This is a genomic window from Cerasicoccus sp. TK19100 (assembly GCF_027257155.1).
GTDB lineage: Bacteria > Verrucomicrobiota > Verrucomicrobiia > Opitutales > Cerasicoccaceae > Cerasicoccus > Cerasicoccus fimbriatus.
Genome location: NZ_JAPWDU010000002.1, coordinates 529,310 through 547,294, shown reverse-complemented (window position 1 = coordinate 547,294; position 17,985 = coordinate 529,310). Strand labels below are relative to the sequence as shown.

The window sequence follows — 17,985 nt, the reverse complement described above, 5'->3', positions numbered from 1 at the left end:
GGTGAGTTGATGGTAATGGAATTCGATTGGGATTCAAGATCACTCGGCTAAGGTAATTTCGAGGTATCGTTCACTGGAGAACCATGCCTCGTTCGTGCCGGTGGCGTAGCTGTATTGGAGGTAGCGACCAGAGGGATCGCCAAAATTAATTTGAAAATCCAGTGCGAAAACGGTGCCTGGAACCGGGCTGACCTGTATTGCATTCCACGGTATAAAAATCTCCAGCGCGTAGCCTTCAGGTGTGCGCATACGCCCAACTCCAGCCGCTCTGGTTTTCGTAGTGGCGCGATTGATGCCCGGGCGTTTGTAGGCAAAGAATAGCTGGCTGCTCGGTTTGCCTTTGCTGTTAGCTTTATCGATGAAGACTTCGATGCAGTCGCCTTCAAACCATTCGGTGCCATCGTTTACGATTGGAGCGCCTGCCTTGTCCACCGCCACGTAGAGCGCCAAACCGGTTGGGGTTGCTAGCATCCATACGTCTGCTTTCTCATCGCCTTTGCGGTTACCGGTGACGAGGGCGCTTCCAATACTCTGCCAACCAGGTACATTGCCTTCATCAATCGAAATGCTGACGCTCTGAGCCCAGGCAGCTTCATCTGGCATTCCGTCTGCAGTGATTTTAGTGTCGGCAACAATTGGCAAACGTATTTTTGCGCTCGTGGGCTGTTGAACTGCCGGCATGCGTTCAGCTAGATATTGCAGGAGCATCGCATCGGCAGAGTTTGTCTTGGTCACTAGGCGGAAACCGCCAATGTAGCCCAAATGCTTGGATGCCATCAGATTTGAAACCACGGAAAAATCGATCCGATCGATGCGCGTGAAATCAACCTCCTTATTGGGGAAATCGTTCTGGCCCAGGATGATTTCTTTCCATGCGGTATCTTCAAACAGTTCGCTGAGGTTCCTGGATTTCGCCTGCTGCTTGTTGCCTTGATCGTCGGTCCACTTTACGACGATATTGCAATCGCGGGGCATTGTGCCATCTCCAGCAAAGAAGAAGCTCAAGCCCTCGCCATCATCCGGCTTCAGACCCGGAGTTGGCGCTGCATCAAACCAAGCTCCCGCGTGCCAATCTTGAGTGTGCTCGCCAAGGTCGAGTTTGACTGCGGACTCATCACTGTATTTGGCTGAACTCGCCTTTAAGTTACCGTAAGCTTGATAGGGTTTGAAGTCAGCCGCGATGGTTAGCGGAATGCGGAAATTGTCTTCACTGTCTTCGACTACGGTAGCGGTTTCTCCGTCCTGAATCAGCAATGCAGTGTACTCGCTCACCGTTAACGGTGCAATGTCGGGCTTGGCTGGAGTCGGCACTGTTTCCGTTGGCCATGGTTCATCTTTAGCCAGCAATGGGGCCGAAATTTCCGGGCTCGCGATTTCGAACCATATCGTTTGCAGGCTCGGGTTCAGGTTAAATTCCAAACCATTGTCCTTGCGGTCAACGTGCACTTCGCCGAGGCGACGACCTTCGACATCCAGGGCATGGACGACCAAGTCGTTGCGCTTCAAATTAGAAAGCGTCACGCGACCATGTAGGCCTTCGACACGGATCGGTGCCTTGCCAAGCTTTTTCATGCGTACTTTGCCGTCTTCACCCGTCACGTATTCCGTATCGGTATTCTGGACGCGGCCTGCTGCGACGAGTAGCATGCGCTTGGAGTTTTCAATCGGCTCGCCATCGGCGCTGGTCAGTGCAACGACGCCATAGGGGCGAACGAGTTCTACTTCCAGGTTATCAGTTTGGTTCTTTTGACGAAAGCCAGGATAGCCTGCAATGGCTTGGGTGCGCGGGCTATTGATAAACTGCGTGCCAGTTCCCCAGTCGGTGCGAAGCGCCCCATTGTCACTGAAGTAGGTGGCGCTTTCCATGCTGTTCTCTCCCAGGTCCATGCCCCAGTGCTCAGCCGCCTGTAAGTAGAAACGATAGAGCCAACGAGGGTCCTGGCCCAAGCGATCAAATTGACCTGCGGCAGGGAAAACCAAAAAGCGGTCATCTAGCCATCCCAGTGTATATTTGCCATCCTTGCTCAGGCCAATCGGTGTCGATCCGTCGGGCAGTGAATCAACTTCGATGGCGGCTTCGAGCTTGCTGAATGTGACCGTGAGTGGCTCATCGTAGCCGAGCTCGATGGTGAAGTCGGTAGGCGCACTGAGATTCGTCGTTACCAGCTTCGGGTGTAACTTGCGGGCAGGGGCGGCTAGGTCACGTGTTTTATGGTAACGGTCGTTCCAAGGATTATCGCCAAGGATGACTGCGTGCTTGGCCTGACTGTAATCGCCGCTAGCGGTTCGGCCGGTGCTGAAGACGACATCCGCATCACCGTCGTAGGCTTCTTCGAAGAAATACGTTTCCGTTTGATGCAACATCGGCAGGAAGTTCGCCGCGCCACCAATGGTGCCCGAGCCTCCTTCAAGACCGACTGCATGTAGGTTTTGCTCAGCGGCATCTTCCGCGGAATGAGCCACCTGAACCGTGTAGCGGGCAGGGGGCAGATCACTGCGACGCATGAGCGCGGCGGCGATGCGGTGGATCGCCATCGTGGGCGAGTCATGCAAAGTCGTGAAGGACTTGTGGAATTTTTTGCGCCAACCAATCCAGTCGTAGGTGATATCGCGGTCCGGCATTTGTTCGCCACCCCAAATCTGGCTCCAAGTGAAATGCACACTACCGTTGATGCCCTGAAAGGCCAACATGGCTGCGATTGCCAAGTGAGAATCGGCGCGGTAGCTGAGACCGCCAGCGGTCCACTCGTTATTCCAACTCGGGGTGCCGTCCACATTGATGCGCAGTATGTTGGCAAACCAATTTTTCGAGCTGACATCGACTCCGTCGATTGAGACGCCGGAGGTGCCTGGCCGCGTCATGAATGCGATCTTGTCTCCGCCGTAAAGGTGCGCGGAAATCGTTCCGGCTCCTTCAATCTCGGCTAGCTGATTTTGGGGACCGCGTAATTCATGGCTCCCAACGATCTGGCCCTTATATCCGCTTTCCCGCAAATGCGCACTGGCCTCTTGATAGAATTCCGTAGCGATGTCCCGGTAAAAGGCGATGAAGTCATTGTAGCGAGCGGCCCCACGAGCCTTGGATCGATAGGAGCGATTCCAGTTGTCGAGCACTTGTAGTTGGGGGCGGTAAACATTGCCCTCTGCGGGGTCCTCATCATCGAAGAGTCCGCAGACGCCTTCTTCATCGGTCCAGGCTGCGGCGAGCGTTTCCCGATTTCCGTAGCGTTCCAACAGCCAAGCATTCCAGGCCGTATCGAACCATGTTTTTACGGATGGCGGCGTCAGGAAAGTCCAATCCCAGAAGGGGCCGTTTTCATTGATGATCTCTATGCAGATCACGGCGGGATCTTCTGCATAGCTTTTGCCCGTGTAGGGATTTACATGGTTGATGAGTTTGTCTGTGGCGCGCTTCCATGCATCGACCATCACCGGCATGGGGAAGACGCCCTTCCAGCCGAAGTTCTCGAGCTTTGCAAATTTCTCCCAATCGGGGATGCCAACCTCTTCCGTCCATCCGCGTTGGTCTACCAGATCAATGTAGATATAGATGCCGCGATCGATGAAGGCCTTTATCAACTTGTCAACGATGTCGATCCGGCTCGGGTCGAGATCAAACACTTCACCATTTTTCAGAAAGCTGACGCTGCCCCAGATATGGTCATTGTGATGAAAGCGGACTACATTGTAACCCTTGGCAGCGATTGCATCCGCCATTGCTTCGATCTGATGATCGTTCTTGGGGAAGCTGGCTCCATAGGCGAGCGTGGTGCCCCAAAAGCGCGCAGGTGTTCCGTCTTCAAAGACGAAATTTCCCTCATCGTTCGTTAGCAGCGCACCATGGACGCCCGCGGGTTGGCCGTCGCCAAGCCATTCTCCGGCATCCACAACAGAGCCTTTCTCAAACCGTGGGTAGCGGCTCTCTTTCCAGATGACTAAGTCGCTCGGTGCGGGCAATTCATCTTCGGGTGCTTGGGCGATAACCATCGCATTGCCCGATACTATTTCCTTGGTCGACGATTCCTGTGCATGGCTAATGCCCACGCTTAAACTTAAGAAAACTAAGGCGAATGTATAATGGGTTTTGATGCGCTTAAACGTGTTCATTGATGAATGATTTACGTGCATAATCCAATCGATGATGGATGGATGCAGTGCCTGAATAGGACTTGTTTGAGAATAAAGTTACGCCGTTCGCCTGCCGCACTTCGTTTTGGCAAGCCAAGACGTTAATCGTTTTTCGGGATTTCGGGGCTATTATTTTACGCCTTTGGAAGGTTGTTTCACTCGGCGGAGTCGGAGGTATGATTGCCGTTAATGGTCGACAGTTTCTGGGAATTGAAGAGGTTATTCAAAACTTTAAAAACTTTACCAGTTAGGTAGCGAGCTGTGGGCAATTGCAGCTATCGAATATGCCTATCACTCAGTGACTTCGGCGAGTTAGCGAAGCGTATCGCCCGCGAACCACTGGCCTTGCAGGTGAATGCCATAAGAGTTCTCGGGGATTCCGTATGCATTCCTCAACAAGTTGGTGTGTAGACGATCAACCGATGCCGCTCCAATGGCCTGGAGGTCCTGCGTTACGGAGGAGGTGCTGCGCTTGTCGTGACTGAATCGGTTGAAGCAGGCTAGGCCGACGTCTTTAGGTGCCTGAAGCCCACGCTCTTTTAAGAGGCCAAGGACAGCAGGATCGCTGTCGGTAACGATCGCGTCAGGTTTATGTTCGTCATACCACGACCAAAAAGCCGAAGACGAAACTCCCAGCAACATTAACGGTGGGATGGGCGATGAATCAGCGTCACGATACTGGTAGCCTAGATAGGCATCCATCGGTGAAAATCGCAGGCGATTTATCGGGTTGCGTATATATAGTCCCACTCTGCGATAGCCTTTCTCGTGTAGCTTTTCGAGCGTTGTTCTCATCGCATGGTGGTGATCGAATGCAACGTGGTCCAGTTCCGGGCTGACGAGTGATGTGCCAATGGCCACCGAGGAAAAATACTTCCAGTTCAGTTCCAGCTTATCTTCAATTTCGGGCACGGGGGCAATGATGAGCCCACGGATTCCACGGTTGAACAATATCGAACTTGCCCGGCTTTGGGAGCAGCCATCTTCTTTTAACCAATAGGGGACAACCTTGTAGCCATAATCCATCCCACGTCTTTGGGCTCCGATAAAAAACTGATTAGAGAAATCCCAGGAGGGGTCGTTTTTAACCGCATAATTGGTCACGTAGGCCAACTGCTCGAATGACGACGGTTCGCGTGTGCGACGTCGATAATCGGCCAATGCCGCAAGCGCCGGATCGGGCTTATAGCCAAGACGGTCTGCGCAGTCTTTGATTTTCTTGCGCGTTTCTTCAGAGACTCCAGTCATCCCTCGCAGAGCGATGGAAACCAGCATGGTCGATACGCCAACTTCTGCAGCGATATCTTTTAAACGGGGGCGTCGGGATTCTGCCATAGATCGATTATTTGAGTCGGATCGATGATGGTAGCGCAGTTGGTAAATTTTGCAGCATTACATTTGCAAAGGCAGCTGACAGATGGGATCAAATATGCTGCGAATGCAAGATAAATAGAGGCCTAACTGATAAAGTAAAATGTAAATTGAGCTCTGCTTACATCTGTGGCATTTTTGCTGATATAAACGTAATATTTTCACTAACCCCAAACAGATAAATCCCAAATGAAGACTCATCACATTACTCTCATTGGCGCGTGCAGTGCAGCCATTGCTTTTACCAGCTCATTATCCGCTGCAACGGTAGCATCTCCTTACCTAAATGATTTTACGAGCTCTGCGGCCGATTTCACAACTTCCGGTGTTGGCAGTTGGAACTTGGTTGATACGAACTCAGACACGAATCCTGACGCCTATCAGTTTACTGCAAACACCTCAACCTCCGCTGGGTTTTCGATGCTGACGCTTGGTGGTAACCCCGGTTCCAACTTCACAGATTTCACTGTGAGCACAACTTTTTCGGTGTCCTCCGTGGACCCAGGGCAGGCTTACTGGGGCTTGGCGATTCTCGGCAGCAGCGAAAGCTCTCCCAGTGATTACATCTTAGTCGACTATCAAGGCAGCAATGGCCAGTTTCGGATCATCAACGTCGGTGGAGCGGGGACGGGCACAGCTGTATCCGCATCCAGTTTTGGAGGCACCTTTGCGTTGGGTCAGTCCATTACGCTTACCGTTACGGGCACCTATGTCGGCTCCATGCTGACGCTTTCGGCTGATTATGATGACGGTAGCCCGACGCAAACGATTACTGCGTCTGCCTTTGATGCCTCAACACATTACACGGGCTCTGCGATGGGGATGCGTGTTCGTACTCCCTCTGGCGGTGGCACAACCGTCAACTTTGATTCCTTCTCCGCTGCAGTAGTTCCCGAGCCTGGTACTTACGCGGCTATAGCTGGTGCCTTTGCCCTCTTGGGCGTTGTGCTGATGCGCAGAAAGTAAGTCTCTCGCGAAAAGCTTGTTTCTTGAGGTTGTCTGGCAGTTGGCTGGACAGCCTTTTTATTATTATGTAGCCCCGTTGCTGTCAGTTTATTCGAAGGGGAGGGGGGCATCATATCGCTGTTATCGACATGGTAAAAAAGCATTCTTTAGCGCTCATTTTTTTTATCGTATCTTTGCTCAGGAGTCGTGCCGACTACGAGTATTTGGGGCCCGTTGAAACTATAGATAACGATGTTGTGAGCTTACAAGTAGCGCTTGAGGTCGGGCGCATTGTATCATTCAAGCAGCATAACGAACCAGATTGGATTGTTGTCTTCGATATCGAATCAATTCCCAGTTGGCATTGGCATCCATGGGGTGGTGATCGCATCTGGCCGACAGCTCAGCATTTAAACCCTCAGATTTATGGTAATACGGGTTTTGATCCTGTCATTGATGGTGAACCATGGGAGTTGATTGCGAAAACGGATACGAGCTTGACCATGCGTAGTGGCATCAGCCCTGAGTTGGGTTTGCAGATTACTCATCATATTGAGCTACTTGAAGACAGCGCAAAAGTACTGCATACCTATTGGCTGGATCGCGTAGCAGAGAGCCCATACCCAGTGCATGTTTGGACGATTACCGGGGTGGGTGAGGGAGATTACATTTTATTGGATTCCGATGAGAGAATCGCGCATGCCAAGAAGAAACCGTATCGACGCTGGCCTGCAAAATTTCCTGAAGCTCCCATTGCATCGCTCATACCGGATTCGCGAGTTTTAATGTTTAGCGTGGCAAATGATACTGAGCAAAAAATCGGGACTTATGGGAATTGGATTGCCATGGTCAGGGACAGACAAGCTTTTTGCCAAAGCATTGAGTTCGATCCTAATGAATTATACTTAGAGCTGAGTAATCTTCAGTCATACCTAAAACGCGAAAGCGAAACTTTCGAAATTGAAACGATCAGCCCGACATGGGCTTTGCCCAAGGGGCAAAAGCAAGAATGGAAAGTGCTCTGGGAGTTGATTGATTTGCCTGCCAGTGCCGTGGAAGTTGATGCTATTGCTTTATTTTTAAGTGATCGTTACGATCATCGGTAGTTAGGATATGTGATGCGGTTCTGCATCATTGCGATTGAGCCGTAGCGGTTGCCTGGTCAGTCGGCTAGTGATGAGCGTCAGATCTGTGCTTTCAAATATAGGTCTACAAAAAGCATGGTTCCAGCACTCTTGCTGTGTCTTGTGTATCACTTGTAGAGCGCAGCTATGTGCGGAATCGGCGGATGTGGATGTGGCCCTAACTGTTAAAGAAGCAACTTATTTGATGCTTTGATGGTAGGCATTAATGATGACGGCTTCTCGATTCCCCAGCAGTTACATGCGGCCCTTCATCTGATTATCGAATTCTCTGAATTCGCTATGGTGATGCTATTTTTGCCTTTTCACCGAAAAGTATGATGTACCCTTATTTCTCGTTCCGTCATTTTCGCTTCCATGTGGTTGGACTGTTTTTAGCAGGGCTCATTTTAGCCTTCTCTTCATTGGCGGCGACATCGACCTCCGATGCCGAATGGGAACACGCCGGTTGGGGGGGAGGCGGTTATTACTATGCAGCTGCTTTCCATCCAACTCGTGATGGCGTTATCTATCTGGCCGGCGATGTGGGTGGTGTCTATAAAACCGAGGATCACGGCCGGAATTGGCGCATAATCAATAAAGGCTTGGTTGATTACGCGGTGTTTTCATTGGCTGTCGATCCAAGCAATCCTGACACGGTATATGCAGCCACTGTTGGTGGCCTATGCAAGAGCACCGATGCAGGCGAGAGCTGGCAGCTGCTGCCCCAGGCGGGCCCGAAGGAGCTGGCCATTATTGGTAAGAAAAAGAAGAGCATCCGCTCTGTAGCTGTTGTGCCATCGGATGGAAACATCATATTTGCCGGGACTCCGAATGGGAAGGTCTTTCGCAGTAAAGATGGCGGACAATTCTGGAAAGAGGTTTATCAAGTCGCCGTCAAGGGCGCGGAGGAAGGCCGCCTCCGCTTGCAGTTTGGCAAGGCCAACGACAATTACTTCGGCGGTATGTGGACGAAGCTCTCGTTCCCTGAGAACGTGAATCCTGCTGATGCCGTGGGCTTCGGCATGAACTTCAAAGGCGATGGATCGACTCCGTCAAAAGGCTTCTTTGTTTATTTGAAAGGGCCAGGCTTTAGCTACCGCAGTCGCAATCTCAATGGACTTCTTGCCGATACTGACGCTCGTGATGTGATCCTGACTGCGGAGGACTTTTCAATCGATCCCGAGTTCGCTAAAAAGCACCCGGCCAAAGCGGCAGAGGCACCAGCGACGCCGGATTGGTCTAAGATTGATCGCGTTGATCTATCTTGCGTTGGAGATCTGCCACGGGAGCAGCATGTGGCAAGCATCAGTTCATTCTTCATTGCCGCCACGCAAACAATCGACGGGCAAGCTGGTTCGGTTGCGAAGCCGGTAATCATCCCGACCAAGGTTTTAAGCAATAACTCAAAGCCGTCTAAATACGGCAATCTTCGTATTGGCGATCCTGTAGTCGGTTCGGTTTACTCGGTGGCGGTTTCTCCTGTCGATCCTACACGCGTGATTGCGGCGACAGATAGTAATGGCTTGGTATTGAGCAGTGACCAGGGCAATAGCTGGGTGCGCTTGGAGACGCCACAAAAAGCCTCTGGTGTCGCGTTTGATCCGCAGCATGCAAACGTCGTGTATGGAACATTCTTTTCCGACGGCGTCTGGAAGTCGGTTGATTACGGTAAGACATGGAGCCGCTTGGAAGAGGGGATTTCAGACAAAGTATCCCTGTTGGAAGTCGCGGTGAGCCCAACCAATTCGCAGGATGTCTATGTCGTTGGTGCTGACGGCTGGAATGGCGCATTTTATCGTTCCGAAGATGGTGGGAATACATGGGCGAACTCGTCTAAAACAAGGCCCGATTACGTTTGGAATCCGACGCTGCCGGAGTCGGGGAAGGTCGTGAGCATGAGCACGGTCACGAACGTCACAATCAATCCCGCCAATCCTGAGCAGCTCTTTACGAGCGCCAATTGGCGCTGCTCTTTCAGTGAGGATGGCGGTGTGACTTGGGAGGAGCGCATTAAAGGCGCCGACATCTCTTGCATCACGGATATTCAGTTCGTGGGAGACCGGGTTTACGTATCGGTCATGGATGAGGGGACATTGATGAGCTCGGACAACGGGAATAGTTGGAGGCAGCTCTGGCCGATGAAATATGAGGCCAATCTTAGTGGTCACAATTGGCGTGTCAGAGTGGATCAAATTGAGGGGCAGGATCGCATTATTTCGACTGCTAGCCCATGGGGTGGAGAATACCCACAGCTGGTCGTCGTGAGCGAGGACGGCGGCAAAACCTATCAGGCGACCAAAGCAGGCCTCCCGGATTATCAAATCAGCGCCAACACGATGTGGGGTCGCGGTTATCCGCGCGCCTTGGCGGTGGACCCGTCCAATCCGCAGATCGTTTACATGGGAATTGATGGTGACCCAACTCCGGGCAAAAACGGTGGCGGAGTCTTTAAATCCGTTGATGGCGGCTACACTTGGGACCAATTGAAGAACCAACCCGGCAGCCGTCGCATGTATTATGGGCTCGCTATCGATCCTACGAATCCACAGCGCATATTCTGGGCGGGCTTCGGTTCAAAGGGCGGTGTTTATCGTAGTGAAGATGCCGGTGAGAGCTGGCAGCGAGTGTTTCGCAAGGATCAGTATTTGTTCAATCTGAAGGCAACGGCTGATGGCGTCATCTATGCGGGTGGTAAAGAGCTTTATCGCAGTACGGACCAGGGGAAAACCTGGCAAACGCTGACGAACTTTAAGAACAACCGTTCTATCGTCGGCATTGAGGTTCACCCGGAAGATCCCAATACGATATGGATATCGGCCAACGTGTGGAGCAACGCTGCAGATGGCGCAATTTACAAAAGCATTGATGGAGGCTCTAGCTGGCAGGATATGACTGGAGACATCCCCTACAACCGTCCTCAAATTCTACGTTACAACCCACTCACTCGCGAACTTTGGGTCGGCTATGTCGGACTCTATAAGATCAAGCAGTGAGTTTATCAACTAACCCCGTAACACCCCTAAGTATACATGAAACAAATAAGAATCAGCCGTCCACCGGCTGGGAAAAAATGGTGGAACCCCCTCGCTTATGCGCTCCTTGCTATCGGATCCTCAGTGACTTTTTCTACATCGGCATCAGCCTTAACGGGCACGTTAGATGGCCTAACCGAAGACGCAGAAGTCCGAAGTGATGGAACCGTTGGAAGTACGACTTCGACCGCTGGGCGAATTGGTGGTATTTCCGGCGTTCAGTATGCAGTGGTCAATATGTTTGAAATCCCTGATTCGATATTGAATGACCCGACGCAGCAGTTTTCCTCGGCCACTTACACCGTGCGAACTGCTTACATGTCTCCACACTCAATTAATGGAGACCTCTATGGCATCGGCTACAGCATGACGGGCGCTGACGTTTACCCATCGGATTTTTACAGTGGGCCTTTCGATAGCGATAGCGTGCTCATCGAGGACAACTTCATCCTTCCAAGTACGCCATCTTACACGCAGGTTAGCAACTCCAGCGCTGCGTTGGTTGACTACCTGAATTTGCAACTTAACGCGATGCGCGAAGCCAATGCGACCGAGGGTTATGTGTTTTTCCGGATCAATCCCGATGCCTATATTTACTGGAACTTCTATCAAGTTGGCATGGCTGATAGTGGTGGTAGTTATCTGCCTACGCTGGATTATACTACGGAGTCGGTACCGCTGTGGACCTCTGTCCCACTGGGCGGCGGCGGCTATGTGACCGGAGTTATCAGTGATCCTTCGGGCGACGCGATTTACTGTCGCACGGATGTTGGCGGTGCTTTTCGCTGGGCTCCGACCGATGATGTCGATGGCAATGGTTCATGGGTCTCTATTTCAGACGCCATGGTCCCCTATGATACGGTAGATGCTTCGGCATTGATGTGTGTGGAGAGTATTGCCGTTGATCCGAGTACGCCAGGCCGGCTCTATAAAGCAGTGGGCAATCCTTCAATTTCACCTACGGCAAGGGGCATCTACACTTCGGATGATTACGGGGCAACTTGGTCGCTCGTCGACAATAGTAACACCTTCGTGATTCAAGGTAACGGAAGTAAGCGTGCTCACGGCGAACGTTTGGCCGTCGATCCGAACGATTCCGATATTTTTTGGTATGGCTCCTCCACTTCGGGCCTGCGCAAATTTGAGAAGAGTGGCGGCACCTGGACAGCCACACAAATTTCTTCCAGCGAAGTGCCCTACGGTACGACCAATACGGGCATCTCCTTCGTGGTTTGCGACGCAAATGGCGGTAGCACAATTCTGTATGCTGGCGTTTCAGATCCGTCCGTCGGCGGCGTCTATAAGAGCACCGATGGTGGCTCGTCCTGGTCGAAGGTTGGTGGTGACTCCTTGCCGGAGCCCCGCCGCGCGCAGATCGCGGATAACGGCACGTTATATGTGTCGGGTGGTACGGACGGAGTGGCCAAGCTGCCACGCAATGGCACGTTGAGCCTACTTAGCACACTGCCAACGACCGCCGGCTATCCCAGCCGGACCGTCGCCTATCATGCAGTCGCGGTCGATCCGAATGATGCGACCGGTAACACGGTCTATGTAGCAGAAGTCACCAAAGGTTCGGGCATTGTTCTGCGTTCGACGGATGGTGGTGCGACGTGGGCGAATCAGACTTCGATTAGCCAGAGCCGGGAAGAGCCGGACGGCACGAAATCTTTAACCGGCTACTGGTTTGGGTCGACGGCCTCATTGATGGTAAACCCCGCCGATTCCAATGAACTCTGGCACAGCGATTTCTTTGGCGTTAGCCGGACGCGGGATGCGCAAAATCTGGGCGGCAGCCCCGCAGCGACCTGGCATACGCTTCAAAAGCGCCAGGAAGAAACGGTGGCGCTCTCGCTGAAAAATGCACCCAGTGGCGCGGCACTCCTCACGGGCCTTGCGGACGTGGGTGGCATGCGTTACCTGGATACAAACGCGCGTCCTTACGGTGCCGGTGGTAACACAACCGGTGGTAGCAATATTACGGGTTTGGATTTTTCTGAGGGGACGCCAGATGTCTGGGTTCGTGGAACCGTTAACTCAAATGGATCCACTGGATCAGGTGGTGTTTCGATTGATGGCGGCGAGAACTGGAGCACATTTGGCGTGCTGGATTCCAAGGACGTCAGCAATGCGTCTACTGCCGGTTGGGAAACATTCGATGTTGGCCCGTATCTCCGCAAAAGACAGGCTGATGGTGCCACTTCGGTCACCTTGGTGCTGCGTGCCAAGTCGGGTCAAACCAACCATGCCTATTTGCACTTCTCCTCGAAAGAAGGAACGAACCCACCTGAGCTTTTGCTGAACGGCAGCACAACATTAACGCCGACAGCCGATGCTTACGTTCGTGCGGCCGGAGGGAGCAGTAACTACGGGAATCACGTCGAATTACAGGCTCAGAATTATTACGGTCAGGCGAACTATCATCGCTGGAGCTACCTGAAATTTGATCTCAGCGGACAGGCGCCGATCACATCGGCCACTCTACGTCTTTACCGACTTGCCGAGGCCTCGGACACAACGGCTTTCTATACCACTATCGAAGCGACCCCGACAACGACTTGGGTCGAAGGCGATGGTGGTACGGACAATTCGCCCGCTAACGAAATTACCTGGTCGAATCGCCCGACGAACCTGCACTCGACACCGGGCGCGCTCTGGAAGGGCGGGGGACGTGTTGCCGTATCGGCGACCAATCCTGACAATATTGTATGGATGGGCATTAAGAATGGTGGCTCCAATACGCCCATGTATTATAGCAAGGACCGTGGCGTGACTTGGTCGGCTGCTTCGGGTGGCCCTTACACCGAAATCACTGGCATCTATACGAACGGAAGTAGCGTGGCTCCTTTGGGGCAGCCTCTGGCATCGGACCGCGCCAATGGCTACTTCTACGCCGCGAATTTCGGCGGTACTTCACATAAAATCTATCGCAGCACCAACCAAGGTGCTAATTGGACACAGGTTGCGACGGTCTCGAATGGCAATAGTTACAATATGCGTACACCTCAGTTGGTTGCGGCACCGGTATCGCCCACTTGTCCCAGCGGAGGCGATGTCTGGCTCTGTGACGATGGCTCCTACAATGACAACGGAGGTGGCCTGTGGCGCTCCACTAATGCCGGCGACAATTGGTCACCGATCACTACTGTTGGTAAGGTAACAGCGGTTAGCTTTGGTAAGGCTGAGACCGGGTCAGGTTACACGGTCTTTATCCACGGAAGAATCAGCGGCGTTCCTGGTATCTATCGCTCGGATGACTATGGCTCCACTTGGGAGGCGCTTCCCAATCCAACGATCAAAGATATTCAAGCCCTTGCCGGAGACCGCCAAAACTATGGCAAAGTCTTCATTGGCACGAAAGGCCGCGGTGTCTTCCAGAGTCAGTAGACTGAACTAGCCTCAACGTGTCGTCCTGGCTGCGGCAATACGGATCGGTGACTGTGAGAACATCATGTTTGCCGGGTATCCGGGCCTCAGCTAGGGCGATCGTCCAGGGCTGTGCATCAGAAGGAATACCTGTCACCAAAGGCAGCTGATGCAGTTTACCTAACTGATAAAGTGGAGGCGGGCTCGCCTTCAAATTCGAAATTTTTCAGTATTTAGTTCCACAATCACACTCAATATCCCAACAAACTTATGAAAATAATACTTCCCCTAGCTATTGCTTCTCTCAGCATGCCTGTACCGGCATCTGCCGTCATCGTAAGCGGCGATGTGCTGGTGTTCGACTTGGGACTCTCTGCTTCCACGACGGGGGGCAATTGGAATAACTTATCCGCTGCATCTGGTGGGCAATCTGCCAATGCGGTGACGAATGCCATCCGGTTTTCTGACGGAGCCTCAACCGGGGTGGGGTTAGCACTCGCTAACCAGTCCCTCTCGAAAGTCGGCATTGGCGGCATCAACACCGTTACCGATCCGGGAAGCTTTTCGTCGCCGGGATTTATTGGTAGTGGGGCCATTCCGGAAACGGCCTATCAGGATTTGGCATACTTTAGTAACGAGAATTCTACCAATACGTTTACTTTCTCCAATTTGGACGACAGTCTGAGCTATACGCTTTCGTTCATCAGCCGGACGCCGGCTGGAACCGACAGAGCCAGTTTTACTTGGAACATTGCGGGCCAAGACTCGGTCACTATCGAGCCGGAAGACAATACGAATGTTTATTCATTCTCAGGATTAAATACGGACGGAACCGGGAAAATTGTAGTAAGCATTCCTGTTACCGGAACTTTGTCGACGGACGCAGCCTTTGTTAACGCGATCGAACTCGTCGCCATCCCCGAGCCTAGCACTTACGCCATGATGGTTGGGTTCTCTGTTCTAGGCCTGGCAATATTGCGTCGCCGGTCCAACTGATCGTGCACTTTTAAAAAAGAAGCCGTCGCAATTACGCGACGGCTTTTTTTTTTGTGTATATTCATGCGCTTTTTACTGAAGCGCTACACGTCAGTAAGCGCAGTGGAAATTTATTTCTTCGCCGATATCTGAATCGTGGCACCGTTAGGGAGTGCGTCATAGATGATCTTGCCATCGGTGACGCTGACAAGGGCGGTGCGATCACCTTGCTTAATCTGACACTCGCTCCATTCTGCGGGCACATTGGTGATCAGGGTGAGCGGCAGGTCATATAGCTCAGGATTCACGGAGGCCGTGAGCTCGAGCTCAATTTTGGAGTCGTTGGCTTGCAGGAGTTTGACGGATGCTGCGTTGCGCTCGGTTTCGTATTGATGCCAGGAAATGTGGTCGGTGATCCAGAGCTCATTGGCTGCCTGTTTCTCTGCCAGGTAGTCCAGCAGAGGGAGGAAGATGTCCTGCTTGAGCGCCCAAAAATCCTGCCACTTGGAGCCGATGCGTTCGACGCCGTGCAAGATGAGATACTCTGTCCCTTGGGAGGCGATCGCTTCCTCGGCTAAGGCGGTCATTTGCTCGAGTTCTTGCAAGTGAGAAATGGCACCATGTCCGCGGAAGGTTGGTCGCTTGATCATGTTGTCTTCTTCCAAAACCCGGATTAAATCTTCCTTCGGGAGGGTCCACTTACCCTTTGGTACGCCGGGCTGAGCAAAAGAGATTAGGCGATTGGGCTTGCCTGGAATTGGTTGAAGCTCTTCCCGGATGATGCGTGTGCATTCAAGGATTTCAGTCTGCGCGTGTTCGTAGTCGCGGACGCCCTGATGCGTCATGGTGTGGTTACCATAGATGATGTATCCACCCTTAATCGCTTCGGCCCACTTGGGGGCAAGTGTCTTGTATTCGCCCTTATCGGGGACCATGTAAAAGGTGGCCGTCAACTCGCGTTTCTGTAGCTCCGGAATGGCTACCTGTAATTGCCCTGGCCACCCATCGTCAAACATGAGCATGAACGCAGCGGTGCGGTCATCTTTCCAACTGGCTACGCGCGTGGCTCCGGTGGAATCATCAGCGCTGGCCGACGCCGTCCTGGTGAAGTTCACAAGAATGCAAATTGCGAAGATCAGGCGGATCGTTTGGTGAATGGATTTTATCATAAAATGCTTGATGTGATTTATTGGGTAACGATGCCGCAGGCCTTGAGCACTTCGCCGGCGATTATGATAGCGCCGAGATGACTAAAATGGAGGCCGTCGCTGTAAACACTATGCCCGTTGTATTGCGCATGTAAGGCCTCCGCTTTCGTTCTTAATGCTTCACCGACATCGATGAGATGCACGTTTGGCCTTTCCTCAGCCAGTTGGGCTTCAGCTTCGTAGTAGGGGACGCGAAGCGACTCTTTGCGAATCGCTTCCTCGCTGGCACCCGCGCAGCTTTTAAAATTATGGAGGAAGACCAGCTGTCCGCCCCAGTCGCTCAGTCGTTCCGCATAGTTGCGAAGGGTGGACTCGAAACGTTCGAGGGGAATTGATTGTGCGGCATCGTTGCTGCCCAGTGTCATGAACACCCAATCGGGGCGTATCTTCGCGATGGTCGCATCAAAGCGCTGCTCCAAGTCGATGCAGGTTGAGCCGCCGACTGCGGCAGTGCGAAAGTTCAGCCCCAGATCCGGACGCCAGGCGAAAATCAGCTCGGAGAAAACATCGGCCCATGAGCGATGATTGTTGCTGATTTTTAGCCAAGGCCATTGATCCATTGTGGGGCTGGATCGCAATGCCGTGAGGCTGTCGCCATCGAAGACGATGGTTTGTTCCGGGCGCAGGGTAATCATGCTGGATAGTTTAGAGAAATTGCTGGTTCGCGCGAATCAATTTCAGTCGTTGATCTACGCAAGCTGCGCTGCGCAGTGGGTCAGCAGGTGTGTTCATCAAGACATCCGTTAGACGCTCTATAGTCGTGGTGGCCACGTGGCAACGCGTGTCAGAGCTGGCGTAGTAGAGATACACGTCGCCATTGTCGCGGGCAATGGCACCATTGGTAAAGACGACATTGGACACATCGCCAATGCGTTCCTCTCCCTCTGGGGCGATCAGGTATCCGCCCGGATTATGCGTCATGCGCCATGGCTCATCCAAGGCCGTTATAAACCCGTAAATGACATAGCGAAGGCCGGCCGCGCAGCCGCGGACCCCGTGAGCAATGTGCAACCAGCCGTGCTCGGTCTTGATTGGGGCTGGGCCTTGGCCGTTCTTTGATTCCTTGATCGTGTGATAAGCGCGCTCGTTGATAATGATCTCGTCGCCAATTTGCGCATGGTTAATATCTGCGCACAGTCCCCAGCCGATGCCACCGCCGTTGCCAGCATCGATAAAGCCATCCTGCGGCCGTGTGTAGAAGGCGTATTGCCCATCAATAAACTCGGGGTGCAGCACGACGTTACGTTGCTGAGCGGAATTGGTCTTCAAGTCCGGCAGACGAGTCCATGTCTTGAGATCTTTGGTCTTAGCGATGCCACACTGGGCAATGGCGGACGAGAGGTCGCCGGGCTTCGCGTTCGGGTCTTTGCGCTCCGTGCAGAAGAGGCCGTAGATCCAGCCATCTTCATGGCGAACCAGGCGCATGTCATAAACGTTGGTGTCTGGCACGTCGGTTTCGGGCATGACAATCGGCTCATCCCAAAACTGAAATTGGTCGACTCCGTTCGGGCTTTCCGCCACCGCGAAAAACGATTTGCGGTCAAAGCCTTCGACGCGGCCAACCAACAAAAATTTGCCATCCATTTCGATGGCACCAGGGTTACAAATGGCATTGATACCCAGGCGTTCCAGGAAGTGCGGATTGGTTTCCGGATTGTAATCGTAGCGCCAATGCGGGGGCACGTGCGCCGCCGTCAGCACAGGGTTCTTCCAGCGTTCATACCAGCCGTTTGTCCAATGGGTATTCACCTCGTTGGGCGTTTGGATGAGCGCTTGATAGCTCTGGGTGATTTGGTCGCGACGCGTTTGATAGGTGTTATTCATGCGGTAATTTTG

At 52.7% G+C, this 17,985-nt stretch carries 11 protein-coding genes; 6 read left to right on the top strand and 5 right to left on the bottom strand.

Annotated elements, in window-relative coordinates; genetic code table 11:
- Positions 1–39: 39 nt before the first annotated feature.
- The gene (locus tag O3S85_RS05795; RefSeq protein WP_269538865.1) at positions 40–4,044 is read right to left on the bottom strand and encodes a sugar-binding protein; all 4,005 of its coding nucleotides are present in this window, start codon (positions 4,042–4,044) and stop codon (positions 40–42) included.
- Positions 4,045–4,169: 125 nt separating this feature from the next.
- Here O3S85_RS05795 and O3S85_RS05790 point away from each other — a divergent pair, with 125 nt between their 5' ends.
- Positions 4,170–4,379 carry a hypothetical protein gene (locus O3S85_RS05790; RefSeq protein WP_269538864.1) on the top strand — a complete coding sequence of 70 codons (210 nt, stop codon included), beginning with the start codon at positions 4,170–4,172 and terminating at the stop codon, positions 4,377–4,379.
- A 61-nt stretch (positions 4,380–4,440) separates the two neighbouring features.
- Here O3S85_RS05790 and O3S85_RS05785 read toward each other — a convergent pair whose 3' ends face one another.
- Positions 4,441–5,463 carry a LacI family DNA-binding transcriptional regulator gene (locus O3S85_RS05785; protein ID WP_269538863.1) on the bottom strand — a complete coding sequence of 341 codons (1,023 nt, stop codon included), beginning with the start codon at positions 5,461–5,463 and terminating at the stop codon, positions 4,441–4,443.
- 504 nt (positions 5,464–5,967) lie between these two features.
- On the opposite strand from O3S85_RS05785, the gene O3S85_RS05780 reads away from it, so the two are divergent.
- The 5 genes from O3S85_RS05780 (at position 5,968) to O3S85_RS05760 (ending at position 14,962) form a co-directional block, all read left to right on the top strand.
- Positions 5,968–6,465, top strand: coding sequence for a PEP-CTERM sorting domain-containing protein (locus O3S85_RS05780; protein WP_269538862.1), 498 nt, complete (start codon positions 5,968–5,970; stop codon positions 6,463–6,465).
- Between the two features lie 128 nt (positions 6,466–6,593).
- Positions 6,594–7,550, top strand: a complete 957-nt coding sequence (locus O3S85_RS05775; RefSeq protein WP_269538861.1) for a hypothetical protein — start codon at positions 6,594–6,596, stop codon at positions 7,548–7,550.
- A gap of 353 nt (positions 7,551–7,903) precedes the next feature.
- On the top strand, positions 7,904–10,561 hold the full coding sequence (locus tag O3S85_RS05770; RefSeq protein ID WP_269538860.1) for a WD40/YVTN/BNR-like repeat-containing protein: 2,658 nt from the start codon (positions 7,904–7,906) through the stop codon (positions 10,559–10,561).
- A gap of 357 nt (positions 10,562–10,918) precedes the next feature.
- On the top strand, positions 10,919–13,987 hold the full coding sequence (locus tag O3S85_RS05765; protein WP_269538859.1) for a CBM96 family carbohydrate-binding protein: 3,069 nt from the start codon (positions 10,919–10,921) through the stop codon (positions 13,985–13,987).
- A gap of 249 nt (positions 13,988–14,236) precedes the next feature.
- Positions 14,237–14,962 (top strand): PEP-CTERM sorting domain-containing protein, encoded by a 726-nt coding sequence (locus tag O3S85_RS05760; RefSeq protein WP_269538858.1) that lies wholly within the window; start codon positions 14,237–14,239, stop codon positions 14,960–14,962.
- A 110-nt stretch (positions 14,963–15,072) separates the two neighbouring features.
- Here O3S85_RS05760 and O3S85_RS05755 read toward each other — a convergent pair whose 3' ends face one another.
- The 3 genes from O3S85_RS05755 to O3S85_RS05745 are packed head-to-tail and all read right to left on the bottom strand — an operon-like array spanning position 15,073 to position 17,973.
- Positions 15,073–16,110 carry a polysaccharide deacetylase family protein gene (locus tag O3S85_RS05755; protein ID WP_269538857.1) on the bottom strand — a complete coding sequence of 346 codons (1,038 nt, stop codon included), beginning with the start codon at positions 16,108–16,110 and terminating at the stop codon, positions 15,073–15,075.
- 17 nt (positions 16,111–16,127) lie between these two features.
- Entirely contained in the window at positions 16,128–16,784 is a 657-nt protein-coding gene (locus O3S85_RS05750) for an SGNH/GDSL hydrolase family protein (RefSeq protein ID WP_269538856.1), read from the bottom strand.
- A 10-nt stretch (positions 16,785–16,794) separates the two neighbouring features.
- A complete protein-coding gene (locus O3S85_RS05745) occupies positions 16,795–17,973 on the bottom strand; it encodes a glycoside hydrolase family 130 protein (RefSeq protein ID WP_269538855.1) in 1,179 nt (392 codons plus the stop codon).
- Between the last annotated feature and the right edge of the window lie 12 nt (positions 17,974–17,985).

Coding starts and splice junctions, on each gene's coding strand:
- O3S85_RS05785 (WP_269538863.1), bottom strand. CDS start 5,463: ATGGCAGAATCCCGACGCCCCCGTTTAAAAGATATCGCTGCAGAAGTT.
- O3S85_RS05775 (WP_269538861.1), top strand. CDS start 6,594: ATGGTAAAAAAGCATTCTTTAGCGCTCATTTTTTTTATCGTATCTTTG.
- O3S85_RS05770 (WP_269538860.1), top strand. CDS start 7,904: ATGATGTACCCTTATTTCTCGTTCCGTCATTTTCGCTTCCATGTGGTT.
- O3S85_RS05765 (WP_269538859.1), top strand. CDS start 10,919: ATGTCTCCACACTCAATTAATGGAGACCTCTATGGCATCGGCTACAGC.
- O3S85_RS05760 (WP_269538858.1), top strand. CDS start 14,237: ATGAAAATAATACTTCCCCTAGCTATTGCTTCTCTCAGCATGCCTGTA.
- O3S85_RS05755 (WP_269538857.1), bottom strand. CDS start 16,110: ATGATAAAATCCATTCACCAAACGATCCGCCTGATCTTCGCAATTTGC.
- O3S85_RS05750 (WP_269538856.1), bottom strand. CDS start 16,784: ATGATTACCCTGCGCCCGGAACAAACCATCGTCTTCGATGGCGACAGC.
- O3S85_RS05745 (WP_269538855.1), bottom strand. CDS start 17,973: ATGAATAACACCTATCAAACGCGTCGCGACCAAATCACCCAGAGCTAT.